Below are 23,377 nucleotides of genomic sequence, written 5' to 3'. Positions count from 1 at the left end.
CATTCACGCTCGGCCGGGCAGCAGCTATCCGCTGCCCGGTGGATATTTGTGCTGGCCGGGCTCAGACTGCCCAGCAGGAGCAGCCCAGCGCTCCGAAAAAGCCCTTCAGATCGGCAATCGGCAATTTCGACGTCCATGCGCCGGCGTGGTCGTGGCCGTGAACGCCGCAATCATTGGCGCAGCCGCAGGAGGAGATCGCAGCCCGTCTGAGTGAATTCTTTCCAGCGCCCTGCGGCTCACCCCAGGCGGCATAACCGCCGAAGGTTCGCACAGGCGACCAGTCGGGCATCGCCGGCGGAATATTGCTTTCATCCAGTGCCTTGAAGTCACCGGCGCCATAAACGATCTTGCCGCCCACCATGGTCAGTTCCGAGGTGAGGAAGGAAATCTCATCTTCCGCGCAGGAGAAATAATCCTTGTCCGGCACCACGAGATCGGCGAACTGGCCTTTTTCGATGCGGCCCTTCTTGCCCTCCTCGTTCGAGAACCAGGTGACTTTTTCGGTCCACATGCGCAGAGCCGTCTCGCGATCGAGGCAATTGGCGCGCGGATAAAGCTGCATGCCACCGACCGTCTTGCCCGTCACCATCCAGAACAGCGACACCCAGGGATTATAGGAGGCGACACGCGTTGCATCCGTACCGGCCGAAACATTCACGCCCTTTTCCAGCATTCTCGCAATCGGCGGTGTGGCTTCCGCCACGCCCTGACCATAACGCTCGACGAAATATTCGCCCTGATAGGCCATGCGGTGCTGGGTGGCGATACCGCCGCCAAGGGCTGCGATACGGTCGATGGAGCGGTCGGAGATGGTTTCGGCATGGTCGAAGAACCAGTTCAACCCTTCGAGCGGGATATCCCGGTTGACCTTTTCGAAGACATCCAGCGCCCGCGAAATCGTCTCGTCATAGGTGGCATGCAGACGCCAGGGCCAGCGGTTTTCCGCCAGAATCCGGACAACGTCTTCAAGCTCGCCTTCCATCTCCGGTGGCATATCGGGCCGCGGCTGACGGAAATCCTCGAAATCGGCAGCGGAAAAGACCAGCATTTCGCCCGCACCATTGTGCCGGAAATAGTCGTTGCCCTGCTTGTATTTGACCGATTGCGTCCAGTTGAGGAAATCCTCCTTCTCCTGTTTCGGCTTCTGCGTGAAGAGGTTGTAGGCCAGCCGAACCGTCATCTGGTTCTCATCCGACAGCTTCTGGATCACCTCGTAATCGTCAGGATAATTCTGGAAGCCGCCGCCGGCATCGATCACGCCGGTCACGCCCAGCCGGTTCAGCTCGCGCATGAAGTGGCGGGTGGAATTGACCTGATAATCGAGCGGCAGCTTCGGCCCCTTGGCAAGCGTCGAATAGAGGATGCCGGCATTCGGCTTGGCGAGCAGCAGGCCGGTCGGATTGCCGTTCGCATCGCGGGTGATCTCGCCGCCGGGCGGGTTCGGCGTATCCCTGGTGTAACCGACGGCGCGAAGTGCCGCACCGTTCAGCAGCGCCCGGTCGTAAAGATGCAGCAGGAAGACCGGCGTATCCGGCGCCACCGCATTGATCTCCTCGATGGTCGGCAGGCGCTTTTCAACGAATTGATGCTCGGTGAAACCGCCCACGACCCGCACCCATTGCGGGGCCGGCGTGATCGCCACCTGCCGCTTCAGCATGTCCATGGCATCGGCAAGCGAGCGCACGCCGTCCCAGCGCAGTTCCATGTTGAAGTTCAGGCCACCGCGCACGACGTGGGTGTGGTTGTCGATCAGGCCGGGCAGAACCCGCTTGCCCTTCAGGTCGACGATCTTCGTATCCGACCCGGCAAGGGCCATGACCTCGGCATCGCTTCCGACTTCCAGGAACAGGCCATCCTTGATGGCGACTGCCGTTGCATTGGGATTGCCGCGATCAAGCGTCGTGACGCGGCCGTTGTGAAGGATCGTATCTGGATGCATGGAAGAACCTCCGGTCTTGATGGGATCAGCGGCCTTAGCCGGTGAAAACAGATTCGGAAAGGCAAGGCTCGAGGCCGCGCCAAGAAAGGTGCGTCGTGTCGGCATCAGCTTCTCTCCCGGTTGATCGGCTGTTTAACTTCGGCGAGACCCGTGGTTTCAGCGCCACCCTTCGGCATATGGCCAAACATGTGCGGCTTGATCTGGTTGATCCATGAAACGACGGCCGGTTCCTTGCCGGCAATCGTCTTTGCGAAAGGAATGATCTGCTCTCCAACCAGGATGCCGAGCAGGCCGACGAGAGCGATGACTGGCGGTGCGGGAGAACGCACATTGAGCAGGCTGTAAACGATACCGACCAGCAGACCGGCGCCAAGGGACAGAAGATAGACTTTCATGGGAACCTCCTGATGGGTGAAAGCCGCACCGGGCTGGATGACGATCCTGCCGGTGCGGCGCGGTTGAAAGCTTATTTCTTGGCCGGGTTGGGGCCGATGCGCTTGCCGTGCTTGACGCGTTCTTCACCGCCATGGACATGGGTGACGGCATAGTCGATGCCCATGCCGTAGGCGCCGGAATGTTCCTTCACCAGCGAGGTGACGGCGTCATAGGTTTCCTTGCGGGCCCAGTCGCGCTGCCATTCGAGCAGCACCTGCTGCCAGGTGACGGGAATGATGCCGGCCTGCACCATGCGGTCCATGGCATATTTATGCGCATCGAGAGACGTGCCGCCGGAAGCGTCCGCCACCATGTAGATCTCGTAATCTGCGACATCATGGAGTGCGGAGAGCGCAAAGGTGGTGTTGCACACTTCCGTCCACAGGCCGGAGACGACGATCTTCTCGCGGCCACCGGCGGCGTTCTTCGCCAGCGCATCGCGGACATTCTGGTCATCCCAGGAATTCATCGAAGTGCGTTCGAGGATATCATTCTCTGGGAAGACCGCGAGTAGTTCCGGGAAGGTGTTACCGGAGAAGCTTTCCGTTTCGACCGTGGTGATGGTCGTCGGAATGTTGAAAATCTTTGCCGCCTTGGCGAGGCCGACGACATTGTTCTTCAGGGTCTGCCGGTCGATAGACTGCACACCGAAAGCCATCTGCGGCTGCTGGTCGATGAAGATGAGCTGGCTGTTGGCGGGGGTAAGGACTTCGAGCTTGGACATTTTCAGTTCTCCGTTCAGGTGGTGGTTGCCGATCTACGGCGGTGGAAATTAGGAAGGCTTCGCCGGCCGGCTGCCCGGCAGGGGCAGCCGTCTTGAAAAGCGAGGGTCTGTCTTGGTCAGTGGGTGCGGATCAGAGACCCGCTTTATGCCGCAAGCGGAGCGAGGTTCGCCTCGATCTGATTGCGGAAAGGCTCGTAGCGGCTCGGCAGCTTGAGCGCTTCGCCCAGATGCGCGGTATCCTCGTCGCGGTCGAAACCGGGCTCATTGGTGGCGACCTCGAACAGGATGCCGCCCGGCGTGCGGAAATAGATCGCCCAGAAATAATCGCGGTCGATGACGGGCGTGACCTGATAACCAGTATCCATCAGCGCCTTGCGCACTTCCAGCTGCTTCTCGCGGTTTTCGACTGCGAAGGCGATATGGTGGACCGAGCCCGCTCCCGAACGGGCAAAGGGTGTCTTGGGCAGGGCCACAAGATCGATCGTATCTGCCCCATTGCCGCCGGGAATGACGAAACGCGTCACATTGCCTTCAACGTCAGTCCGCTCATAACCCATGAAACGCAGCAGTTCTTCGGTTGCGGCAGTGTCGTGCAAATTGAACCGTGCGCCGGTGAAACCGCGTATGGCGTTGTCTTCGGAAATTCCCTCGGCCAGCCAGGCAGCGCGGGCGTCGTCGCCCGTTTCGATCAGAGCAAGACCATCGCCATCGGGGCCGGTGAAGCGCAGGCGATTGGCGCCGAAGACCGTGTCGGCCTGAACGCCGGCAGCGCCCTTGGCAAGGAGACGCTCTTTCCAGAAACCCAGCGAACCCTTCGGAATGGAAAACTGCGTCTCGCCCACCTCACCGACGCCGGGACGGCCGGCCATCATGTTGGCGAAGGGAAAATAGGTCATGACCGTGCCGGGCGTTCCCTTTTCGTCGCCGTAATAAAGGTGATAGACGCTGGGTTCGTCGAAGTTGACGGTTTTCTTCACCCGGCGCAGGCCGAGCGTATCGGTGAAGAAACTGTTGTTCTGCCGCGCGTCCGACGCCATGGAGGTGACGTGGTGCAGGCCCTTGATATCCTTGATCATCGTCGGCGCCTTTCATCTTTGGTGTGTCCGTTTCGATGGACAAAGATGTAACCCGCTTGATTGCATCGCGGAACTGCAATATTTTTCTCGAATGAATTGCGATTTTTGAAATAATGGCGATGAACGATCATAAAGCTCTCAAAACCTTTCTGATGGCGGCCGAAAAGCGCAACTTCGCGCAGGTCGCCCGCGAACTGGGCATGACGGCAGCCGCCGTCACCCGTGCTATTGCCGCGCTTGAAGACGATCTCGGTGTGCAATTATTCGTCCGCACCACCCGGCAGGTTTCCTTGACGACGGACGGGGCGATCTTCGCCGCACAGATCCAGCCCGCGGTCGAGGCGCTGGAGAATGCCCGGCGCGATGTCCGCAACGCCCACAAGGCCGATGAGGGGCGTCTGAGGATCAGCGCGCCGACATGGCTCGGCAAAACCGTGCTGCCGCCGATCCTGTCCGGCTTCCGGGAGCTCTATCCGAAAATGTGCTTCGAGATTTCGCTCTCGGACGGCCTGATCAATATCGTGGATGACGACTACGATCTGGCAATCCGCATTTCGTCGGCCCCATCGGACAAATTCACCATCTGGCGCAAGATCAGGGCCGTGCCAAGAATATTGGTGGCGGCCCCAGGCAGCCGGTTTACGCAGATGGAACATCCGGGCGAGCTGACCCCTGACGATTGCCTTGCCTATAGCGGTGAAAGCCGGCGGGAAAACTGGGTCCTGTCGGACGGCGGATCGAGCATCGCCATATCGGCCGGCCGGGCATTCAGCGCCAATAGCGGCGAGGTTCTGGCCGATATGGCAGCGGAAGGCGCCGGTGTGGCCCTGCTGCCGGGATTTAATATCGCCGAACATATCCATAGCGGCCGGCTCGTTCATGTGCTGCCCGGCTGGGTGCCACCCGAACTCTGGCTGACGCTTTATTATCCGCCCTATCAGGCGCTGCCACCCCGTATTGCGACTTTCTCGAAATTTTTCGAAGAGCAGTTGCCGGCACATATGGTGATGCTGGACTAGAGCCGGCAGCACTGACAGGGCCGACGCGCACGAGCGCGCCGGCCTGAGGCGTAAAATAATGTGACGGCAGCTACGGCTGCCGTCACATGTTTATGGTCGTCTTCTACGCGAGATGCTGATTGAAGAAGGCGGCGATCCGGTCGAACGGGATCTTGTCGGCGCGGTCATAAAGGTCCGTGTGGTTGGCGTCCGGAATGATCACCAGCTCCTTCGGTTCGGCAGCCGCGGCGAAAGCGGTCTGGCTGAAATAGCGGGAATGCGCTTTTTCCCCATGGATCAACATCACCGGGCGCGGCGATATTTCGGCGATATAGGTCAGGATTGGCATGTTCATGAATGACAGCGGTGTCGTCTGCGTCCAGGCATTGCCGGAGTTGACGGCACGCGCATGGTAACCGCGCGGTGTCCGGTAATAGTCGTGATAATCAATCAGGAACTGCGCTTCGCCACCCTTGAGATCGTTATAAGGGGGTTGATAGGCGGGGCTTCCCTTTTCCGCATCCTGCCAGCGCTGCCGGCTCATCTGCTCCAGCGCCTGCGTGCGCTGTTCGAGGGTAACGCTGTCGTTGTAGCCTTTGGACATCACCCGCGTCATGTCATACATGGTGCTGGCCACGACTGCCTTCACGCGCTTGTCCACCGCCACGGCATTCAGCGCCATGCCGCCCCAGCCGCAGATGCCGATGACGCCGATGCGCTCGCGATCCACGTAGGATTGCAGCCCGATATAGTCGACCGCAGCACTGAAATCCTCGGTATTGATATCCGGCGACGCGACGTTCCGGGGCTCACCGCCGCTTTCTCCGGTATAGGACGGATCGAACGCCAGCGCGGCAAATCCGCGCTCCGCCATGGTCTGTGCATAAAGGCCGGACGACTGTTCCTTCACCGCACCAAAGGGACCGCTGACGACAAGAGCAGCCAAAGGCGCAGCTCCACGGTTCTTTGGCAGGTAAAGATCGCCTACGAGAGTAATGCCGTATCGGTTCCTGAACGAGACCTTCTGGTGGTCGACATTGTCGCTCTTCGGGAAAACCTTGTCCCACGAAGAGGTTTGCGCGAAAGCCTGCGTCGCACCCGCCACCTGCACCATGCCCATTGCGGCGACGGCGATGCCCGTTGCCCTCATCAGGTTGCGCCTGCCGGTATTGCAGGTTTCACTCGTTTCGATTGGCTTGCTCATGCTGGGAACTCCTGGGGTTCGGTTCATTGGACGCGTTCAATACGCAGCGGAAATTCCCCAGGGATATGAAGCGCTTCATAGCCTTGATCGAAGCGTCCCAGCCGGATGAGGCCGGGATGCCTGTAGTCGGCATAGAACATCGCGAGATTGCCCCAGGGCATGTAATAACAAAGGTCGTAAGGCCGCTCATTGTCGAACGGACCATGGCCTTCGACTGCCAACTTTCGAGGGAGATAGGCGATCTTCTCATTGGAGCCGAAGTCGGCGATCTTGAGATCGAGCGGCAGCATGGATGCAAAATCGCGCGCCGACGGATTGTCGTAGAGCGTCGCGATCATTGTGTTTTCTCCGAAAGTCAGCTTGATCTTCAAACCGGTCTTCTCCTGATTGTCGGCGCCGCTTTTGCTGAGGGCTCGCCCGGGCAAGATGAACGCGGCGGCCATCGCCAGCAGGATGCGTCGGGCAGGAACCATCGGGCGCACATTCATGACGGCCTCCGCGCCAGCCGCCAGGCGGCAACAGACGCAAGCGAGGAGCAGCAGAGCAGCAATGCGCTCAACGTGAAGGCGGACCACCAACCGAAACTGTCGAATAAAATTCCACCGACCGAGGCCCCCGCCGTGATCGCCAGTTGAATGACGGCAACCTGAAGCCCGCCGCCGGCCTCGGCATCGTCGGGCAGAATGCGGCTCAGCCAGGTGCCCCAGCCAACCGGTGCGGCGGTTCCAAGAAAACCCCAGCCGACAAGGGCGGCGATGACTGGACGTTCCGCTTCGCCAAAGACGACCATGGAGAGCGCGATACCGGCCATCATCATCGGAATGACCACAAGAATGCTGAAGAGACGGCGTTGCAGCAGTCGACCGATGACCCATGTTCCGACCGCCCCGGCCAGTCCCATGATCAGCAGCATCAGTGACAGCACCGTGATTTCGACCCGCGTGACCTGTTCGAGAAAGGGCCGCAGATAGGTGAAAAGTGCGAACTGGCCCATGAATAACAGCAGGATCGCGATCATGCCCGCTGCGACGGCTGGACGTCCAAGCAGCCTGAAGATAGTCGTGGATGCGCGGTCGCGCCGCGGCGGGAGTTCCGGCAGGACGATCCATTGCCATAGGAGTGCAAGCAGGCCGATCGGCACGACAAGAAAGAAGGCGCCGCGCCAGCCGATATAGGCGCCCAGCAGGCTGCCGAGCGGGGCGGAAACCGTTGCCGCAACCGCATTGCCGGCATTCAGCAGGGCAAGCGCCTTCGGCACCTGGGCATGGGAGACAAGACGCATCACGATGGCGGTGGACATCGACCAGAAGCCGCCGATCGAAATGCCGAGCAAGGCGCGGCCAAGCATCAAAACCGGAAAAGACGGTGCAAGGGTGACCACGATTCCGGACAACATCAGCAGCGCCGTCAGGCCGAGCACGACAAGGCGCCGGTCGAGCCGCCGGGTCAGGCCGGCAATGAACAGGCTGGTGACGACCGCAAAGATGCCGGAGACGGAGATCGCCTGCCCCGTATTGCCTTCCGAAACACCGAGATCGGCGGCGATCGGCGTCAGCAGGCTGACGGGCATGAATTCCGAAGCGATCAATACGAAGGCGCAGAGCGTCATGCAAAGCACGGCGCTCCATGCCGCGCGCCTGCTGCCCATCTCTTCGTCATAAGTGAGTGTCATTCGCCCAGATCCCACTAAAATCCCGGTTTCTTTTCAATGGCGGCAAGATATTGCCGGGCGACTTTGCGGACAATCCGTGCTAATTCGCATGGACTTATCGAAATTCAATATTAATTGGCGAGGTTTGATGCAGCGAGAGGACATGAAGGATCTCCTCTGGTTCATGGAGGTTGCTAAGGAGCGGAGCTTCACAAAGGCTGCGGCGACGCTTGGAACATCGCAGTCGACATTGAGCTACACAATCAAGCAGCTGGAAGCCCGGCTGGGCGTGCGGCTCCTGACGCGGACGACACGCAGCGTGGCCACCACGGAAGCCGGCGAGCGCCTGTTTTTGTCCATCGCTCCGCGATTTCAGGGGATCGAGGCGGATTTGGCGGACCTCGTCGCCTTTCGTGAAAAACCCTCAGGCACCGTGCGCCTCACCTTGTCCGATCACGCCCTGCAAACCACCGTCTGGCCGAAGCTGAGCCGCGTACTCACCAACTATCCTGACATCCATGTCGAACTCTATAGCGACAATGGCATGCGCAATATTGTCGAGGAACGCTTCGATGCCGGCGTGCGACTGGGCGAGAGCGTCGACAGGGACATGATTGCCGTCAGGATCGGCCCGGACTGGCGGCTCCGGGCCGTGGCTTCGCCGGACTACTTCGCCAGACACGGCATCCCTGCCACACCCCAGGATCTGGTCGGCCATGTCTGCATCAATACACGTCAGGCCACCTGGGGTGGATTTTACACCTGGGAGTTTGAAAAGGACGGGCGAGAACTGCGGGTCAGAGTTGACGGGCAACTCAGCTTCAACTCATCGATCTCCCAGATCGACGCGGCGATGAAAGGCTACGGGATCGCATATATTCCCGAAGACCTTGTCGAGGAGCACATCGCCGAAGGGAGATTGCAGGCGGTTCTGGACAATTGGAGCGCACCCTTCACCGGCTATCACCTCTATTACGCCAGCAGGCGCCAGATGTCTCCGGCGATGAAGGTAATCATCGACGCCTTGCGCCATCATGCCTGATACCGGGGATTGAAGTCTTGCCAAGGGCAGCTGGTCGCCAAATCAGCCCGTCATTGGTGGCGGGTCGTTGCGCCTTGGACACCAGTTTTCCCCATCGGCACATCGCCGAATCATCGCACGACCCGTGCCCGCCCGGCCGAAGCATTGCCGTGGCCCGGAAACCGGAAATAACAGCTTCCGCTTTAAAAAAACCAACTACACGGCACCCGAAATAAAGGCGACAAAGCAAAGCATTGGCCGATTCTGGCAGCCGTTACATAGGTGGGTCAGCGCCCGGCAAGAATCGCAGGACAGTTTTAGATGAAAATAACGGTCAAATCCTTGCGCTCTCGCCCCTCCAAACAGATACTACTTATCCGTGAGCCATCACGTCTGATTGCCCGCAGTGGAAGCTGATCGAATCGATAGTTGGCTTCGTGATTTTATACTCTACAAGACTCTAAGATACGAAAACATCAAGAATAAAATGCGACGCCTCCAAATATTAACTAGGCTTTAAATGTTGGCCTGATATGACACGCTCGTCGCGAAAATCTTAAGCGGCAGAAATTATTGAGCGGCATTCGCACAAGCTAGCGTGGAAAATCCGGGCCCCTATCTCCGGCTCGAATTGCATGAAGCGTTTCCAGCGCAGGTTCACATGAGCCATGTTCTCCACAATTTCGCTTTATTTGCGGATGTCGGACCGCTGTCATAACGGGCAGTGTCTGGCAGCAGATAGGCGTGACCATCCGCCATTCGGTAAAGGACACGTTCATGACTTCGATCCTCTCCTCATTGTCTGCTGTGCAGATTTCCAAGCTTTCGACGTCCACCATTGCCAGCCTGACGTCGGAAGACGTGAATGCTCTTGATAGCACCAAAATCAAGGCTCTTTCGTCATCTCAGATCGCGTCTTTGAGCACGGATAACCTTGCTCTTTTCAGCTCTGAGGACCTGCGCGCCATTTCCGTGACGGCAGTCAAGGGTCTGACCCTCACCCAGATGGCGAAACTGAGCTCCGCTCAGGTCAGCAGCCTGTCGTCCTCTCAGGTTACCGCCCTTTATGCCAGCCAGATTGACGCCCTTTCGACCGACCAGATCAAGGCACTCAACTCGTCTCAGGTCGCAGGCCTCAGCTTCGCTCAGGTTGCAACACTGAGCAGCGACGAACTGGCCCTCTTCTCCACCGACGAGATCAAGGCGATCAGCGCCACTGCCATCGCTGGTCTTTCCACAGCAGCCATCGCCGCCCTCAGCACCGACAATGCAGCCGCGCTGACAAAGACGCAGATCGCCGCCTTGTCTTCCACGCAGTTCAATGCGCTCAGCTCCGGCAGCCTTGCAACCTTCTCGGCAGACGAAGTCAAGGCGATCAGCACCAAGATCCTTGCTGGTCTCGATGTGACCAAGCTCAGCACCGGCAATATCGCCGCACTCAGCAAGGCGCAGGTTTCGGCGCTCTCCACTGCGCAGTTTGCGGCCATGTCGACTGATCAGATCAAGGCGCTGACATCCGAGCAGGTCTCTGGCCTCAGCTCCGCTCAGGTCGCGACGCTCAGCAGCGACGAACTGGCTCTCTTCTCGACAGACGAGATCAAAGCGATCGCCGCCAACGCCGTTGCCGGCCTTTCGTCCGCAGCCCTCGCTGTCCTTACGACCGACAATGCATCTGCCCTGACGAAGACCCAGATTGCCGGCCTTTCGTCCACGCAGCTCAACGCATTGACCTCCGCAAACCTTGCCACCTTTACGGCAGACGAGATCAAGGCGATCACCACCAAGGCGCTCTCCGGTCTCGATGTGACCAAGCTCAGCACCGACAACATCGCCGCGCTCACCAAGGCTCAGGTAACGTCGCTTTCCTCGACGCAGTTCGCCGCCATGTCGACTGATCAGATCAAGGCGCTGACATCCGAGCAGGTCTCTGGTCTGAGCTCCGCCCAGGTCGGCACACTGAGCAGCGACGAACTGGCCCTCTTCTCCACGGGAGAGATCGGCGCCTTGAGCGCCAATGCGGTCGCTGGCCTTTCCACGGCGGCTTTGGCTGCCCTTACGACCGACAACGCCACGGCCCTGACGAAGACGCAGATCGCCGGCCTCTCGTCCACGCAGCTCAACGCCCTGACCTCGGCTAGCCTCGCCACCTTCACGGCAGACGAAGTCAAGGCAATCACAACCAAGGCGCTCGCTGGCCTTGATGTCTCCAAGCTCAGCACCGGCAATATCGCCGCACTCAGCAAGGCACAGGTTTCGGCCCTCTCGACGGCACAGTTTACCGCCATGTCGACCGACCAGATCAAGGCGCTGACCTCCGATCAGGTTTCGGGTCTCAGCTCCGCTCAGGTCGCGACGCTCAGCAGCGACGAACTGGCCCTCTTCTCCACCGATGAGATCAAGGCCATCGCCGCCAACGCCGTTGCCGGCCTTTCGTCCGCAGCCCTCGCTGCCCTTACGACCGACAATGCATCTGCCCTGACGAAGACCCAGATTGCCGGCCTGTCTTCGACGCAGCTCAACGCATTGACCTCCGCAAACCTCGCCACCTTTACGGCAGACGAGATCAAGGCGATCACCACCAAGGCGCTCTCCGGTCTCGATGTGACCAAGCTCAGCACCGGCAACATCGCCGCACTGACCAAGGCTCAGGTAACGTCGCTTTCCTCGACGCAGTTCGCGGCGCTCTCGACCGACCAGATCAAGGCTCTCACCTCCGATCAGGTCGCTGGCCTCAGCTCCGCTCAGGTCGGCACGCTCAGCAGCGACGAGCTGGCTCTCTTCTCCACGGATGAGATCAAGGCTATCGCCGCCAACGCCGTTGCCGGTCTTTCTACCGCGGCCCTGGCCGCCCTCAGCACCGATAATGCAGCAGCCCTGACGAAGACCCAGATTGCGGGCCTCTCGTCCACGCAGCTCAACGCGCTAACCTCGGCTAGCCTCGCCACCTTCGCGGCAGACGAAGTCAAGGCAATCACAACCAAGGCGCTCGCTGGCCTTGATGTCTCCAAGCTCAGCACCGGCAATATCGCCGCACTCAGCAAGGCACAGGTTTCGGCCCTCTCAACGGCACAGTTTACCGCCATGTCGACCGACCAGATCAAGGCGCTGACCTCCGATCAGGTGTCCGGTCTCAGCTCCGCTCAGGTCGCGACGCTCAGCAGCGACGAACTGGCCCTCTTCTCCACCGATGAGATCAAGGCCATCGCCGCCACTGCCGTCTCCGGTCTGACGACTGCGGCTATTACGTCGCTTACCACCGACAACGCCGCAGCACTGACCAAGACCCAGATTGCGGGCCTGTCTTCGACGCAGCTCAACGCCTTCAACTCCGCGAACCTTGCCACCTTCACGGCGGACGAAGTCAAGTCGATCACCGCCAAGGCTCTCGGCGGTCTCGACGCCACCAAGCTTAGCACCGGCAATATCGCCGCACTCAGCAAGGCTCAGGCCGCAGCACTGTCCTCGACGCAGTTCGCAGCCCTCTCGACCGATCAGATCGCGGCACTGACCTCCGAACAGGTGTCTGGTCTGAATTCTGCTCAGGTCGCTACGCTCAACAGCACCGAGCTGGCGCTGTTCTCGACAGACGAGATCAAGGCTATCAGCGCCAATGCTGTCGCCGGTCTTTCCACCGCGGCTATCGGCGGCCTCAGCACCGCCCAGGCTGGAGCTCTTTCGGCCCAGCAGCTGAAAGTCATGAACGACGCACAGGTTGAAGCGGTCATCAAGGCTTACAAGGGTGTATAAAATTTAAGAAACAAGACAATCCACGACGCGGCCCGAAGCCGCGTCGTGGCACATTTGGGCTTTTCGCCGCAGAATACTTCGAAAGATTTCTGAAAAATTCGTCTGCACCGTTTATCGAAACAATGCTTTCGTCGCGCGACAGAACAATGGGCTGAGGCATTCTCGCCCGGAGAAAATATCAGCAATTGGTCCCTTGGCCTGACTGATCCGTTGCCTCCCAGGCGACCGTTTGACTGGAAGGACATTTCGCTCCTCAAAGCCCGCGGCTGATCAGCGCAAGCAACCCGGAACTCAATACATCCAGCCACAGGCAAGTTACCTGCGATAGCTAAAGACGGCCCATCAACAGGCTGCTTTATCTTAGACCCTTTGTCGCCTTGCCGCAGGATGTCATGACCGCCAACCAAGTCTCCCCATCAAATGACGACACCGCTCCGAGCGCACTCGATCTTGCGCGGAACCAGCGGCTGAGCCTCATGGATCTGCTGAGCATATCAGAGGCGCTCAATGCCGCCGGGCAACAGGCGGCGGCGGCGGAACTTTACAAGACCTGGGTCGCATTCAACGACAACAACCCGACGATCCATCTCGCCTATTTCAACTATGCCGTCATGCTCAACCAGCTGGGCGATCGGGCCGGCGCTGTACAGGCGTTCCGCGCCTGCCTGAAGGCCAACCCGGAATTCGCGCCCGGCCATATCAATCTCGGCCGCGCGCTTGAAGATGCCGGGCTGATCGGCCACGCGGTGGAGCAATGGTCGCATTATGCCGAAGCGACGAAAAGCGTCGACGCCGAGACAATCGGCCATCGGCATATGACCCTGCAGAATATGGGCAGGGTTCTAGAAGGCGCCGGAAAGCTCGAAGAGGCCGAGACCGCCTTGCTACAGGCATTCGAACTGCGGCCGGAACTGCCGGAGGCCGGCCAGCACTGGGCATCGTTGCGGCAGCGCCAGTGCAAATGGCCCATACTTGCCCCTTCGAGCCATATTCCCGTGCGCAAGATGCTCGATGCGATGTCGTCGCTGACGCTGAGCTGTTACGCCGACGACCCGATGTTCCAGCTCGCCAAGGCATATCGCCTCAGCAAGATGCTGGTCGGTGCGCGTCCAGACCTCAGCCGGTTCCCGCGCAGATCACCCAAGCAGAAATCCGGCACCGGCCAGCGTCTGCGCGTCGGCTATCTTTCGTCGGATCTTCGCGATCATGCCGTCGGCTTCGCACTCTGCGAAGTTCTGGAACTGCATGACAAAGATAGCATCGAGGTCTTCGCCTATTATTGCGGCAATGTCCGCGGCACTGACAGCACGCAGGCACGCATCAAGGCCGCGGTTCATTGCTGGCGTGATATTCACGGCATGGATGACGCCACCGCGGCATCTCAAATCATTGCCGACGAGATCGATATATTGATCGACGTGAATGGCTACACCAAGGATGCCCGCACGAAAATTTTCGCCTATCGCCCCGCACCGGTCATCGTCAGTTTCTGCGGTTACCCGGGATCGATGGGAAGTCCGTTCCATCAATATCTGATCTCAGATGGTTACATGATCCCGCCGGAGAACGAGATCTATTATTCCGAGAAGGTGCTCCGCATCGCCTGCGACCAGCCCCTCGACCGGAAGCGGTCCATCGCCCCCCGGCCGACCCGGGCAGAGGTCGGACTGCCGGAGGATGCATTCGTTTATGCCAGCTTCAACGGCATGCAGAAGATCACGGAAAACTGCTTCGCCCGCTGGATGACGATCCTGTCGGAGACGCCCGGCAGCCTGTTATGGCTGCTGGCGGGTGATGACGACGTCAATCAACGCCTGCGAGACCTTGCGGAAAAGAGCGGCGTCGCGTCCGACAGGCTCATCTTCGCACCGAAGGCCCAGAACCCGCAGCATATTGCGCGCATCGGCCTTGCCGATCTGTTTCTCGACACGTTCCCCTATGGCGCGCATTCCACGGCGTCGGATGCGATAACCTCAGGCCTGCCGGTTCTCACCATGTCCGGCAAGACCTTTGCCGCACGCTTCTGCGGCAGCATCGTCACCGCAGCAGGCGTGCCGGAGATGATCTGCTCCTCACCGGAAGATTATGTCGCCCGCGCCATCGGTTTCGAACGCGACCGTAAGAGCCTTCTGGAGGTCAGGGAATCGATCGCCCGGCAGCGCGACACCAGCGTCCTGCGCGATATTCCCGCCCTGGCGCGGCGTCTCGAAGAACTCTTCTGGCAAATGCAGGGTGAATGCGAGCGTGGCGAGACCCCTGTGCCCGACCTCAGCAATCTCGATATTTATTACGAAGCAGGTGCAGAGGCGCTGCAGGAAAACATCGAGTTCGAGGACGAACAGAGTTACCGCGAGCGCTACCTGAAGAAGCTGAGGCAATGGCACGACTATGCGCCGATCCCCTATGACCGCCGCCTCTGGCAGAAACCGGACAATTGAGCGGGGATCGAACGACACCGGCGAGGACAAGCGCCCTGCGGCGCGCCCCCCGGCAAATCTTGACCGCCCGCAAGGCGATGGATGAACAGGACTGACTTAGCAATGATTGCGGACGAAAGAATTGTCATTGTGGGTGCCGGGCTTTCCGGCGCGGTCATTGGCCGCGAGCTTGCACTGGCGGGCCACAGGGTCGATATCGTCGATGCCCGCGATCACATTGCCGGCAATTGCCACACCGAACGCGACGGTGAGACCGGCGTTATGGTGCATGTTTACGGTCCGCATATTTTCCATACCGACGACAAGGAAGTCTGGGACTATGTGAACGGCTTTCAGACATTCATGCCTTACAAGAACCGGGTCAAAACGACGAGCGGCGAGCGCGTCTATTCGCTGCCGGTCAATCTGCACACGATCAACCAGTTCTTCGGCAAGAATTTCCGGCCCGATGAAGCCAGAGCCTTTATCGAGGAAAAGGCCGACAAGTCGATTACCGATCCACAGACCTTCGAGGAGCAGGCGCTGCGCTTCGTCGGCCGCGATCTCTATGAAGCCTTCTTCAAGGGATACACCGAGAAACAATGGGGCTGCTCGCCGACGGAACTGCCGGCCTCGATCCTGAAACGCCTGCCCGTGCGCTTCAACTATGACGACAACTACTTCTTCCACAAATATCAGGGCATGCCGGAAACCGGCTATACGGACATGATCGAACGCATCCTCGATCATCCGAATATCAGCGTCAAACTTGGCACACATTTCCAGCGCGCCGAAGCGGCGGCCTCCGCACACGTCTTCTATTCCGGTCCGCTCGACGGCTATTTCGAATTCGAATTCGGCCGTCTGGCGTACCGGACGCTCAATTTCGAACGTTTCACCTATGACGGCGACTATCAGGGCTGTGCGGTGATGAATTATGGCGACGTTTCGGTGCCCTTTACTCGCATCACCGAACACAAGCACTTTTCTCCGTGGGAAGACCATGCCGGCTCCGTCTGCTACAGGGAGTTCTCCCATGAATGCGGCCCGCAGGACATTCCCTATTATCCCATCCGGCTGGTCGAGGACAAAGAACAGCTCGCCGAATATGTGGCGCGCGCCGAGCGGGAAGCGTCGGTAACCTTTGTCGGGCGGCTCGGGACCTACCGTTATCTCGACATGGATGCGACCATTCGAGAGGCGCTGGACACCGCCCGGCTCTATCTCGCCCGGCGAGCGGAGGGCGCTCCCATGCCGGCATTTCTGCATTCACCCCTTTGAGGTGACGGCGGCTGAAGCGTAGCAACTTCAGGTTCAGGCAAGCCCGATTGCGTACTCAACATCTGAAAAATGGTGGACCTGCGTAACCGATGCCCCTCTGGTGGGCTCGGGCGGAAAATCCACCTGTTGGGCCTGGACTTTAGGATTTTTCAGACATGACGTCGATCATTTCTTCCCTGAACGTCAATCAGATCAGATATCTCTCGACAGAGGCGGTCGCGGCCTGGACAACCGAGGACGTCGCGTCGCTCTCTACAACGCAGATCAAGGCGCTCTCCTCGGATCAGATCGCGGCACTGGATGTGGAGGATGTGAAAGTCCTCAACTCACAACAGTTGAGCGCCATTTCGCAGGGCGCCATCGTTGGCCTGACACTGGATCAGCTCAACATTCTCGATCAATACGCCATCAAAAGCCTGAATTCGAGCCAGATTTCTGCGCTCACCACCACCCAGCTCCATGCCCTGACGACGGAACAGGCGGAGGCTTTGACCTCATCTCAGGTGCGCGCCCTCAATGCGACGCAAATTGCCGCCCTGAGCGCTGAAGATATAGCGACGTTCTCAACCGCCGATATCGCAGCGCTCACGAGCAAAGCCATGCCGGGCTTGAGCACCGAGGTGATCGCAGGGCTGACCCCGGATCAGATCGCGGCCCTGAGCACGAGCGCCGTTGCGAGCCTGACGACCGACCAGATCGCGGTCCTGAGCCCGGAACAGGCCGAAGCCCTGTCGCCGGCGCAGGTCAAAGTGCTGAGCTCGATGCAACTCGCTGCCCTCGGCACAGACGACATAGCGACATTCTCGACCGCCGACATCGCCGCGATCACCGTCAAGGCCATGCCGGGCCTCAGCACCGAGGCAATCGCAGCGTTTAGCCCGGATCGGATCGCCGCCCTCAGCGCAAGCACGATTGCCGGCCTGACGATCGACCAGATCGAAACCCTGAGCACCGCCCAGATCGCCGCATTGACGACGGCCCAGATTGCCGCACTCAAGACGACGCACATCGCCGCCTTAAGCACCAGCCAGGTCGAAGCCCTGTCGCCGGAACAGGTGAGGTCGCTGAGCGCGGCGCAATTCGTGGCGCTGAGCGCGGAAGACATCGCGACATTCTCTACCGCCGATATAGCGGAGATCACCGGCAAAGCCATGCCCCGTCTGGGCACGGAGACGATCAGCACGCTGACCAAAGAGCAGATCGCCGCATTGACGACGGCCCAGATGAACGCCCTCGGTATAGCGCAGTTCCAGGCCTTGAGCGCGGCTCAGATCGAGGCCCTGTCAACCGCTCAGATTGCCGCCCTCAGCACCGGCGTGGTCGCCAACCTGATAGCCGACCAGATCGAAGCCTTCAGCACCCAGCAGGTCGAGGCCCTGTCCTCGGCACAGGTGAAGTTGCTGAGCTCGATCCAGCTTGCGGCCCTGAGCGCGGAGGACATAGCAACATTCTCGACCGCCGATATCGCGGCAATCACCGGCAAAGCCATGTCCGGCCTGAGCGCGGACGCAATCGCGGCGCTGTCCACCGCCCAGATCGCCGCCCTGACCACCAGCGCCATTGCCGGCCTGACGGCCGATCAGATCGAAGTTCTGAGCACCGAGCAGGTCGAGGCGCTGTCTCCGACGCAGGTGAAGTCCCTGAGTTCAGCGCAGCTTGCAGCCCTGAGCATCGAGGATCTGGCGACATTCTCGACCGCCGATATCGCAGCGATCACGAATAAAGCCATGTCGGGCTTGAACACCGATGTTATCGCGGCCTTCACCACGGCTCAGATCGGCGCCCTCACCACCAGCGCCATCACCGGCCTCACCTCCGATCAGATCGAAGCCCTGAGCGGCAATCAGGTCAGCCTTCTATCCACCGCGCAGATCAAGGCGTTGAGTTCGGTTCAGGTCGCCGCCCTGGGCAACGATGTGGCCGCCCTGTCCACCAGCCAAACCGCCGTGTTGAGCACATCGGGCATCAAGGGTCTGACCAGCGATCAGGTTGCGGCCCTCAGCATCGATCAGTTCGCGGCCCTGACCACAGCCCAGATCGCGGCTTTCGGCTCGGGACAGATTGCGGCATTGAGCACGGACAATATAGCATCGCTTTCCGTGGCCCAGCTTGCGGCAATGAGCACCTCCGGCATCCTCGGACTTTCGACCGGCCAGATCGCCGCCCTCAGCACCGATCAGGTCTCCAAGCTGTCGACCAAGCAGATGGCGCGGTTGAGCTCGGCACAAATTGCCACCCTCGGCACAGACGACATAGCCGCTCTTTCAACGGCCCAGATCGCCTCCCTGAGCGCTGCGGGCGTTACGGGACTAAGCGCGCAACAGCTGGCGACCCTCACCACCAGCCAGGCCGAAGCCTTAACGAGCGCGCAGATCGTCAATCTCGGCTCCACACAGATTTCGCAGCTGGGGACGGACGATCTGGCGAAATTCACGACCAAGGACATCGCCGCGATCACGTCCAGCGCAATCGCAGGACTGTCGGCAGAAACCCTTGCTTCCCTCACGACAGCCCAGATTGCCGCCCTGAATGTACAAAGCATCGGTGCGTTGAGCACCGCGCAGATCGCCGCCTTGAGTATCGCCCAGGTCGAGGCCTTGACCACCGCCCAGGTCGGCGCTCTCAGCTCGAAACAGATCGCCGCCTTGAGCGCGGATAACATTGCGACATTCTCGACCAAGGATATCGCCGCGATCAGTTCCAGTGCGATCTCCGGATTGTCGGCAGAGACCATCGCCTCCCTGACGACAGCCCAGATTGCCGCCCTGAACGTGCAAAGCATCGGTGCGTTGAACACCGCGCAGATCGCCGCCCTCAGCACCGCGCAGGTCGAGGCCTTGACCAGCGCTCAGGTAAGCGCTCTCAGCTCGACGCAGATAGCTGCCCTGAGCGCGGAGGATATGGCGACGTTCTCGACCAAGGACATTGCCGCCCTTAGTTCGAATGCAATCCCGGGCCTCTCCACCCAAACCATAGCGTCGCTGACGACAGCGCAGATCGCAGCGCTGAGTACGGCTGGCATTGGCGGGCTGAGCACCGGACAGGTCGCAGCGCTTACTGGCGATCAGGTGGACGTCCTGACCAGTACCCAAATCGCGGCACTCACCTCCAAACAGGTTGCGGCCTTGAGCGTGGCTGACATCGCCTCGCTTTCAGCAGCCCAGATAGCCGCCCTCAGCACGGCGGGCATAACGGGCCTGACCACTGACCAGATCGCGGCCCTCGATACCGCGCAGGTCGAGGCTTTGACCGAGACCCAGGTCGGTGCTCTCAGCTCGAAACAGATTGCGGTCTTGGGTACGGACGACATGGCAACGTTCTCGACCAAGGACATTGCCGCGATCAGTTCAAATGCCATCCCGGGCTTGTCAACGGAGACCATAGCGTCGCTGACCACGGCCCAGGTCGCAGCCTTGAGTGCGGCTGGCGTTGGAGGGTTGAACACCGGGCAGGTCGCAGTCCTGACGAGCGATCAAGTCGACGCCCTGATCAGTATCCAGGTCAGCGCCCTCACCTCCAGGCAGGTTGCCGCCCTCAGCGTGGCCAGCATCGCTTCGCTTTCGGCAACCCAGATAGCCGCTCTCAGCACGGCGGGCATAGCGGGCCTGACCACCGATCAGATCGCCGCTCTCAACACCGCTCAGGTCGAGGCCCTCACCAGTGCTCAGATCGGCGTCCTCAGCGCAAAACAGATTGCGGCCCTCAGCGCCGGTGGCCTTGATACATTCACCGCCGCCGAGCTGGCTGTCATCAGCTCGAGTGCGATCTCGGGCCTGTCGACAGCGGCAATCGCTTCGCTGACGACGGCGCAGATCGCCGCTCTGGGCGCGGCGGCAGTACCCGGCCTGACCACCGCCCAGATCGCGGCCCTCGGCACCGGTCAGGTGGATGCCCTCACCAGCGCCCAGATCGCCGCCCTCACCTCCAGACAGGTTGCGGCTCTGAGCGTGGCCAGTATCGCCTCGCTCTCGGCAGCCCAGATCGCCGCCCTCAGCACTGCGGGCACGGCGGGCCTGACCACCGATCAGATCACGGCCCTCGACACCCTTCAGGTCGAGGCCCTGACCAGTGGTCAGATCGGCACTCTCAGTTCGAAACAGATCGCGGCCCTCAGCGCCGGCGATCTCGATACATTCACTGCCGCCGAGTTGGCCGCCATCAGTTCGAATGCGGTCTCGGGCCTGTCGACAGCCACGATCGCCTCGTTGACGACCGCTCAGATCGCCGCACTCGGCGCGGCGGCAATACCGGGCCTGACCACGGATCAGATCGCGGCTCTCGGCACCGGTCAGGTAAGCGCGCTGACCAATGCCCAGATCGGCGCCCTCACCTCCAAACAGGTTGCGGCCCTGAATACGGCCGACATCGCCTCCCTTTCCGTCAGCCAGATAGCGGCTCTGGACGCCAAGGCGATTGCGGGCCTTGGCAGCGCACAGACCGGCGCGTTGAGCATTGAACAGGTCCAGACATTATCCACCCGGCAGATAGCATCGCTGAATTCGGATGCGCTCAAGGGCCTGTCCGCGGAGATGCTGGAAACCTTCTCGACGGAGGAACTCGCGGCTATCGGCTCAAGCGCGATAAAGGGACTGTCCACGGACTTTATCGCCGCTCTTTCCACCGCCGAGGTTGCGGCCCTGAGCACGGCTGGCGTCGCCGGATTGACCAGCGATCAGATCAATGCCCTCGGCAAGGACCAGATCGAAGCGCTCTCCACCAGCCAGATCGCCGCATTGAGTTCGGCCGGACTTGCGGGATTGACGGCGGACGATCTTGATACATTCTCGACCGGGGAACTCGCCGCCATCAGTTCGACGGCGATAAAGGGACTGTCCGCCACCGTCGTGGCCTCCCTGTCTTCTCAGGAGATCGCCGCTTTGACGACGGGCCAGGTGGCTGCGCTGAGCTACGGTCAGGTCGCGGCGATGGGGTCTGCGCAAATCGGAGCGCTGTCACTGTCACAGGTCAGCGTCCTCAACGCGCTGCAGGCAGCCGCGCTTGGCGGCGACGACCTGACGGCATTTTCCACCGAGCAGATCATCAGCCTGAGTTCGAGCGCGATCTCGGGATTGGGCACCGGTACGCTCGCTGCCCTGACGGCATCCCAGGCGGCAGCCTTCACGCCAGGCCAGGTCGCCGCCATGACATCGGCGCAGGTTACGGCCTTGAACAGCGCCAAGACCACCAACAGCTCTGTCCAGGATATCGCCTCCCTGATCTCAACCACCAACGAGACGACTTCGACCGAGGACAGCGCGACCAGCACATCAGTGGCGGCTTCGAGTGAAACGCAGGAGACGTCTGACGTCGCTGCAACCATTTTGTCTTATCTGGACGTCTGATTTTAGCCTGCGAACAGGAAAATAACCGGGCCGGGATAGCTGCCATCGCCTGATGGCAGCCGCCATTTCACCGCCTCACCAACCCTGCGTCAGGTTGCGATCAGACCGGGGCCGGGCTGCTCGCCGCTGGCGCAAGGTTCCGTGCGATTTCTCCGGCGACGAAGATCGCGTGCTCGGTAACCTGGGGCAGGCCCATCAGTTCACCGAAGGTTCCGCGCGCCAGCGGACCGCCGATCAGCAGCGTTTCAATGGCCTGGCCGCGGCTGTCGATGGCGCGGGATCGCTCGTCGCAGTGGATGCCCAGCCCCGTCGGGCAAAAGGTCAGAAGACCCGCCTGCTCCAGACCGGAAAGAAAAGCCTGCGATTTCAGAATTCCACCATGGGCGGGACCGGTTGTCACGACGATAGCATCGACGTCGAGCCGCGCGATTTCCCTTTTGCCGCGAAACCGCAGATCGACATGCAACGAACCGTCTTCGCCAGCCTTTGCGGACACAAGCGACCCGGCGACGATCTGTAGCTGGCCCGAAATTATGGCCTCATCCAGAAGTTTCTCCACCTGCGGCGCGATCCTGAACCGGTGCGCGTCCCAGAAGGGCCGCAGCCACCGCACCACCCTGCGCTTTTCGATCAGCGGAAGGTTCCGCCATATGTCGCGTCCCTGCAGGCGAACGGCGTCCAGAACGCCATGCCAGCTCGCACCGCCCGCTTGCGACACTCTCACAGCCTCTCGAATCCGCCGCAATAGTTCCGACGCGCTTTTGGACGGCGGATCGACAAAATCGCCGTAGGGTTCCTGCGGCAAGGCCGGATGGCCACGCGACCGCAAACCGCGGCGCGACAGCGAAACGACCCGCGCGTGATGGCCGCGCCGGTCGAGCGCGGCAAAGGCATCAGCCGCGGTCAAGCCATTGCCGACGATCAGAATGCGGTCACCCGCGGCGATATTTTCCAGCGCGGCGTCCGCATTCAAATCCGCCACCAGTTTCGGATGACCGGCAAGCGGTTTCAACACCTGCGGAAGCGCCGGCGGCGGATGGCTCGTCGCAACCACCACGATGTCCGCGAAGTGGCTCTCGCCCTCTGCGGTTTGCAGCTGCCAGCCGTCATCATGACGGGCCACATGTTCCACCGTGCTGCGCCTGTGCTCAACAATGCCCGCATCCAGCAAAGGCGCGATCTCGGCCGCGACATAGGCGCCGAAGACCCTGCGTTGCGGATAGGCCTGCCCATCAGGCAACACCGCCGCTGCATCGCCCGCAAGCGCGTTCGACCTGTCGAGATAGTGGAGGAAATTATCCGGATCATCAGGATAAAGCGTCATGCGCCCGGCCGGTACGTTGATCCGGTTGGCCGGCTCCGGTGTGGAATAGGCAAGCCCCGCGCCCAATGCCGCTCTCGGTTCGAACACCACGATCCGCACATTTTCGAACGCCCCAGCGGCTCGATGGAGATGGAGGGCAATCGCTGCCCCGCTAAATCCACCGCCTATGATGGCGACAATGGCATTCTTCCGGCTCACTGACATTTCAACTCACGCGA

Annotated in this window: 14 protein-coding genes; 6 read left to right on the top strand and 8 right to left on the bottom strand. The window is 60.5% G+C overall.

The window, feature by feature from the left end; genetic code table 11:
* Positions 1 to 61 precede the first annotated feature (61 nt).
* From PH605_RS21145 to PH605_RS21130, 4 genes are all read right to left on the bottom strand, one after another.
* Positions 62 to 2,044, bottom strand: a complete 1,983-nt coding sequence (locus PH605_RS21145; RefSeq protein WP_142845952.1) for an amidohydrolase — start codon at positions 2,042 to 2,044, stop codon at positions 62 to 64.
* The gene (locus PH605_RS21140; protein WP_065657451.1) at positions 2,044 to 2,334 is read right to left on the bottom strand and encodes a XapX domain-containing protein; all 291 of its coding nucleotides are present in this window, start codon (positions 2,332 to 2,334) and stop codon (positions 2,044 to 2,046) included. Before PH605_RS21140 ends, PH605_RS21145 begins: the two co-directional genes overlap by 1 nt.
* Positions 2,335 to 2,405: 71 nt before the next feature.
* Positions 2,406 to 3,098 (bottom strand): hydrolase, encoded by a 693-nt coding sequence (locus tag PH605_RS21135; protein WP_142845951.1) that lies wholly within the window; start codon positions 3,096 to 3,098, stop codon positions 2,406 to 2,408.
* Positions 3,099 to 3,241: 143 nt separating this feature from the next.
* On the bottom strand, positions 3,242 to 4,174 hold the full coding sequence (locus PH605_RS21130) for a VOC family protein (protein ID WP_080857624.1): 933 nt from the start codon (positions 4,172 to 4,174) through the stop codon (positions 3,242 to 3,244).
* A 119-nt stretch (positions 4,175 to 4,293) separates the two neighbouring features.
* Between PH605_RS21130 and PH605_RS21125 the strand changes: the two genes are divergently transcribed.
* Entirely contained in the window at positions 4,294 to 5,193 is a 900-nt protein-coding gene (locus PH605_RS21125) for a LysR family transcriptional regulator (protein WP_142845950.1), read from the top strand.
* Positions 5,194 to 5,296: 103 nt separating this feature from the next.
* On the opposite strand, the gene PH605_RS21120 is transcribed toward PH605_RS21125, so the two are convergent.
* The 3 genes from PH605_RS21120 to PH605_RS21110 are packed head-to-tail and all read right to left on the bottom strand — an operon-like array spanning position 5,297 to position 8,048.
* Entirely contained in the window at positions 5,297 to 6,376 is a 1,080-nt protein-coding gene (locus tag PH605_RS21120) for an alpha/beta hydrolase (RefSeq protein ID WP_142845949.1), read from the bottom strand.
* Positions 6,377 to 6,399: 23 nt separating this feature from the next.
* Positions 6,400 to 6,864: a cyclophilin-like fold protein gene (locus PH605_RS21115; protein WP_142845948.1), complete on the bottom strand. Its 465-nt coding sequence runs from the start codon at positions 6,862 to 6,864 to the stop codon at positions 6,400 to 6,402.
* Entirely contained in the window at positions 6,861 to 8,048 is a 1,188-nt protein-coding gene (locus PH605_RS21110; RefSeq protein ID WP_161987973.1) for an MFS transporter, read from the bottom strand. Before PH605_RS21110 ends, PH605_RS21115 begins: the two co-directional genes overlap by 4 nt.
* Before the next feature lie 127 nt (positions 8,049 to 8,175).
* On the opposite strand from PH605_RS21110, the gene PH605_RS21105 reads away from it, so the two are divergent.
* From PH605_RS21105 to PH605_RS21085, 5 genes are all read left to right on the top strand, one after another.
* Positions 8,176 to 9,069, top strand: a complete 894-nt coding sequence (locus PH605_RS21105; protein WP_125146124.1) for a LysR family transcriptional regulator — start codon at positions 8,176 to 8,178, stop codon at positions 9,067 to 9,069.
* 756 nt (positions 9,070 to 9,825) lie between these two features.
* On the top strand, positions 9,826 to 12,795 hold the full coding sequence (locus PH605_RS21100) for a beta strand repeat-containing protein (protein WP_142845946.1): 2,970 nt from the start codon (positions 9,826 to 9,828) through the stop codon (positions 12,793 to 12,795).
* 392 nt (positions 12,796 to 13,187) lie between these two features.
* Complete coding sequence (locus PH605_RS21095) at positions 13,188 to 15,233, top strand: O-linked N-acetylglucosamine transferase, SPINDLY family protein (RefSeq protein WP_081308043.1); 2,046 nt, start codon at positions 13,188 to 13,190, stop codon at positions 15,231 to 15,233.
* A gap of 102 nt (positions 15,234 to 15,335) precedes the next feature.
* Complete coding sequence (glf, locus tag PH605_RS21090; protein ID WP_142845945.1) at positions 15,336 to 16,493, top strand: UDP-galactopyranose mutase; 1,158 nt, start codon at positions 15,336 to 15,338, stop codon at positions 16,491 to 16,493.
* A 155-nt stretch (positions 16,494 to 16,648) separates the two neighbouring features.
* Positions 16,649 to 21,835: a beta strand repeat-containing protein gene (locus PH605_RS21085; RefSeq protein WP_142845944.1), complete on the top strand. Its 5,187-nt coding sequence runs from the start codon at positions 16,649 to 16,651 to the stop codon at positions 21,833 to 21,835.
* Positions 21,836 to 21,935: 100 nt separating this feature from the next.
* Here PH605_RS21085 and PH605_RS21080 read toward each other — a convergent pair whose 3' ends face one another.
* Positions 21,936 to 23,363, bottom strand: a complete 1,428-nt coding sequence (locus PH605_RS21080; RefSeq protein WP_142845943.1) for an FAD/NAD(P)-binding protein — start codon at positions 23,361 to 23,363, stop codon at positions 21,936 to 21,938.
* Between the last annotated feature and the right edge of the window lie 14 nt (positions 23,364 to 23,377).

Origin of the sequence: Agrobacterium sp. CFBP 3001 (assembly GCF_027871605.1) — a bacterium.
In the GTDB taxonomy this organism is placed as follows: domain Bacteria; phylum Pseudomonadota; class Alphaproteobacteria; order Rhizobiales; family Rhizobiaceae; genus Agrobacterium; species Agrobacterium leguminum.
This window is presented reverse-complemented; position numbering and strand designations above follow the sequence as displayed.